This window comes from Paraburkholderia sp. SIMBA_030, assembly GCF_046535245.1.
Lineage (GTDB): Bacteria > Pseudomonadota > Gammaproteobacteria > Burkholderiales > Burkholderiaceae > Paraburkholderia.
On the sequence record NZ_JAWRXB010000267.1, the window covers coordinates 1 to 301 of the forward strand.

The 301-nt window shown below is 62.8% G+C and carries 1 protein-coding gene; it reads right to left on the bottom strand.

Annotation, left to right across the window (positions count from 1 at the left end):
• A partial coding sequence (locus SB772_RS39950) for an SIMPL domain-containing protein (RefSeq protein WP_410838512.1) occupies positions 1-301 on the bottom strand: 301 nt, incomplete at both ends.

Here is a 301-nt window from a genome sequence, read left to right on the forward strand (position 1 = left end):
CGTTCACGCCAGCCGGTGATTTTCTGGCCCTTGGTGTCGTAGATCGGGTAGCTGTTGCGGCTGCCCTGGCGCAGGGTGATGTCTTTGACCTGTTTGGCCTGGGCCAGTGCTTTGTTCATGGTGGTGCTGACGTCGGCGGCGAGTTTGGCCGGGTCGGTGTTTTGGTCTTCGGTATAAAGGGTCACGATCATCAGGTCGCGGGCCACTTCCTGGCTGACTTCGGCGCGCAGGGAAATCTGGTTGTAATGCAGCTCGTCGGCGGCGAGGGCCGGGAGGCTGGCGAGGGTGCCGGCACTCAGGG